General features: G+C 69.0%; 1 protein-coding gene. It reads right to left on the bottom strand.

What is annotated here, in order from left to right; all coding sequences use genetic code 11:
* On the bottom strand, window positions 1–2,684 hold a 2,684-nt coding region (locus NOD94_RS40715), incomplete at both ends, for an SDR family NAD(P)-dependent oxidoreductase (RefSeq protein WP_281211283.1).

Below are 2,684 nucleotides of genomic sequence, written 5' to 3'. Positions count from 1 at the left end.
GACCGCCGAACCACGGATCACCGCACGGATCGTGTCCCCGTCACGGACCGCGTCGGCCAGCCGCTTCAGCACCACGATGCCGGCTCCGCTGGAGAAGACCGTCCCCTGCCCGTCGGCGTCGAACGCCCGGCAGTGGCCGTCGGGGGACATTATTCCGCCCTCCTGGAACCAGTAGCCGCTGCGCTCCGGAGCACGGACCTTCGCTCCTCCGGCGAGTGCCATGTCACTGTCGCCCGAGATGAGACTGCGGCACGCGTGGGCGATCGCCACCAACGAGGTGGAACAGGCCGTGCTCACGCTCACGCTCGGTCCGCGCAGGTTGAGGCGGTAGGAGATATGGGTGGCGGCGAAGTCCTTGTCGTTGCCGAGACCCACGACCGTCGGATCGATGTCCGACGAGCCGCGCTGGGGAATCAGGTTGTTGAGCAGGTAACTGCTCATCGCGGCGCCGACGTAGACCGCGACGGTACCCGAGTGCCCACGCGGCGCATATCCCGCGTTCTCGAGTGCCTGGTAGGAGCACATCAGCAGCAATCTCTGCTGGGGGTCCATCAGCTCCGCCTCACGCGGAGTGAATCCGAACATCGCGGGATCGAACAGATCGACCCCGTCCGCGGATCCGGCCATGGCCACGTACCGGCCGTGGCCGCCGACCGCCGACTCCGAAGGCTCGTCAGTGGGGACCAGTGACTCCACACCCGCGACAAGGTTGTTCCAGAACGCGTCCACGTCATCGGCGCCGGGAAAACGAGCGGCCATGCCGATGACGGCGATGTCGGAGCTCTCCGCCGGGCTCCGGAAGGTCGTCGACGGAGACTTCGCATCCTGCGGAGACGACGAAGTCGGCGCGAGGCGCTCCGCGAGGCGGGCAATGGTCGGGTATTTGAACAGGTCCGCCACGGCAAGCGAAACCCGCAGACGCTTCTTGACCTGTTGGCCCGCTTCGACGATGAGGAGGGAGTCTCCGCCCAGGTCGAAGAAGTTCGCGTCCCGGTCGATGCGGGATCGTCCGAAGAGGTTCTCCCATATCTCGGTGAGCGTGCTCTCGGTCTCCGCGCGCGACCGTACCGCGGGCGCGGGTTGGTCCGCCGGCCGCTCCTGGTGGCGTTTTGTACCGCGTTCGAGCCTGCTCGGCAGGTTCTCGGCGGAGACGATCACGCGCCGCCGCCCTCCGAAGAGCGCGCGTTCGAAGACGGCAAGCGCGTCGGCGGGGGAAATCCCCGACGGCTCGTCGCCGACGTGTGCCTCGAGTACGGCAGCGGGGAGCCGCTCGTGCGACGCCATGCCCACGTTCCGCCAGGCGTCCCAGGCGATGGCGACGACACGTTCGGGAGCGCCTGGCGACTCGGCCCATGCGTCGAGGAAGGCGTTCGCCGCGCAGTAGTCGACTTGGCCGAGGCTGCCCAGAAGCGCGCCGGTCGAGGAGAACACGGCGAAGAAGGCGAGCGGTCGGTTGTGGAGCACCGCCGCGAGCGCGAGTGTTCCGTCGACCTTGGGCGTCAGCACCTCGCGCATGGCCTCGACATGCCGGAACTGGGCGAGACCGCCACCGGCGAGGCCCGCGGCGTGGACTACGCCTTCGATGGGCCCGAACCGGAGTTCGGCTCGGGCGACGACATCGGCGAGAGCGGTACGGTCGCTCACGTCGCACGCTTCCACGAGCACCTCGGCCCCGTACGCCTCCAGCTCGCGTACCGCGATGATGCGGCTCCGGGTCTCCGCGGGGATCGTGGGATCACTCTCGAGCACCGGCCACTGTTCACGCGGCGGGAGCGGCGTCCGCCCGACGAGCACCAGGCGCGCTTTGTAGTTCCGCGCGGCCCACGCGGCGATGGCGCGGCCGACGCCGCCGAGGCCTCCGGTGATCAAGTAGACGCCAAGCGGCCGCAGGGTCGCGGGTCCTCCGGCCGGTGCAGACGTGGTCATGCCATCGACACCCTCGACGTAGCGGGTGGTGTTCCGATAGGCGACGAAGGAATGCGGCAATGACGCGCGGATCTCGGCGATGAGCGGATCGACCTCCGCCGCCGGGCCCTCGATGTCGATCGCGGACGCGGTGAGGGCCGGATACTCGAGGGGCAGGGTCTTGACCGGCCCGAGGACGAGTGCGCGGGTGGGCGGTGCGGGCTCGCCATCACTCACCAGGGCGAGGCCCCGTGTCACCACGGCGAGCCGGGTCTGATCGGTTCCGCGGTGCAGTCCGAGTGCACGGGCGAAGTGCACCAGTGCGTCGAGCGCGAAGACACGCGCTCGGTCGACCTCGGCCTCGGTGTCGACCGCCCACAGGTAAAGGACGTTCCAGGTACCGCCCGTTCCATCGGCGTCCTGGAGTTCGCGGACGAGCCGGTCGAAGTCACCGGTCACTTCAGGGCGCAGACGGTAGGCGTCCGGGGCGGATCGCTCGAACGACGTCCCGGTCTTCACCGTGACGACGCGCTCTCCGATTTCTCGCAGGCGCGTGGTCCAGCGCTCCGCGATGCCGAGCTTGTCGGCAAAGACGAGCCAGCGTTCGCCGAGCCCCGCGGTGATCGCCGCGGTGAGGGGGACCTGATGGAAGACTGGCTGGAAGAGGCGGGCCGCAGGCGCCGTCGCACCAGCGGTCTTCCGCTCTATCCAGTAGCGCTTGGTGTCGAACGCGTAGGTGGGTAGGGGTACGCGTCGCGGTGAGCGGTTCGTGTGCAGGG

It is taken from the genome of Streptomyces sp. Isolate_45 (assembly GCF_024721315.2).
Classification (GTDB): Bacteria; Actinomycetota; Actinomycetes; order Streptomycetales; family Streptomycetaceae; genus Streptomyces.
The sequence above is the reverse complement of the archived record's forward strand: the minus strand, read 5'-3'. Positions and strand labels throughout refer to the sequence as shown.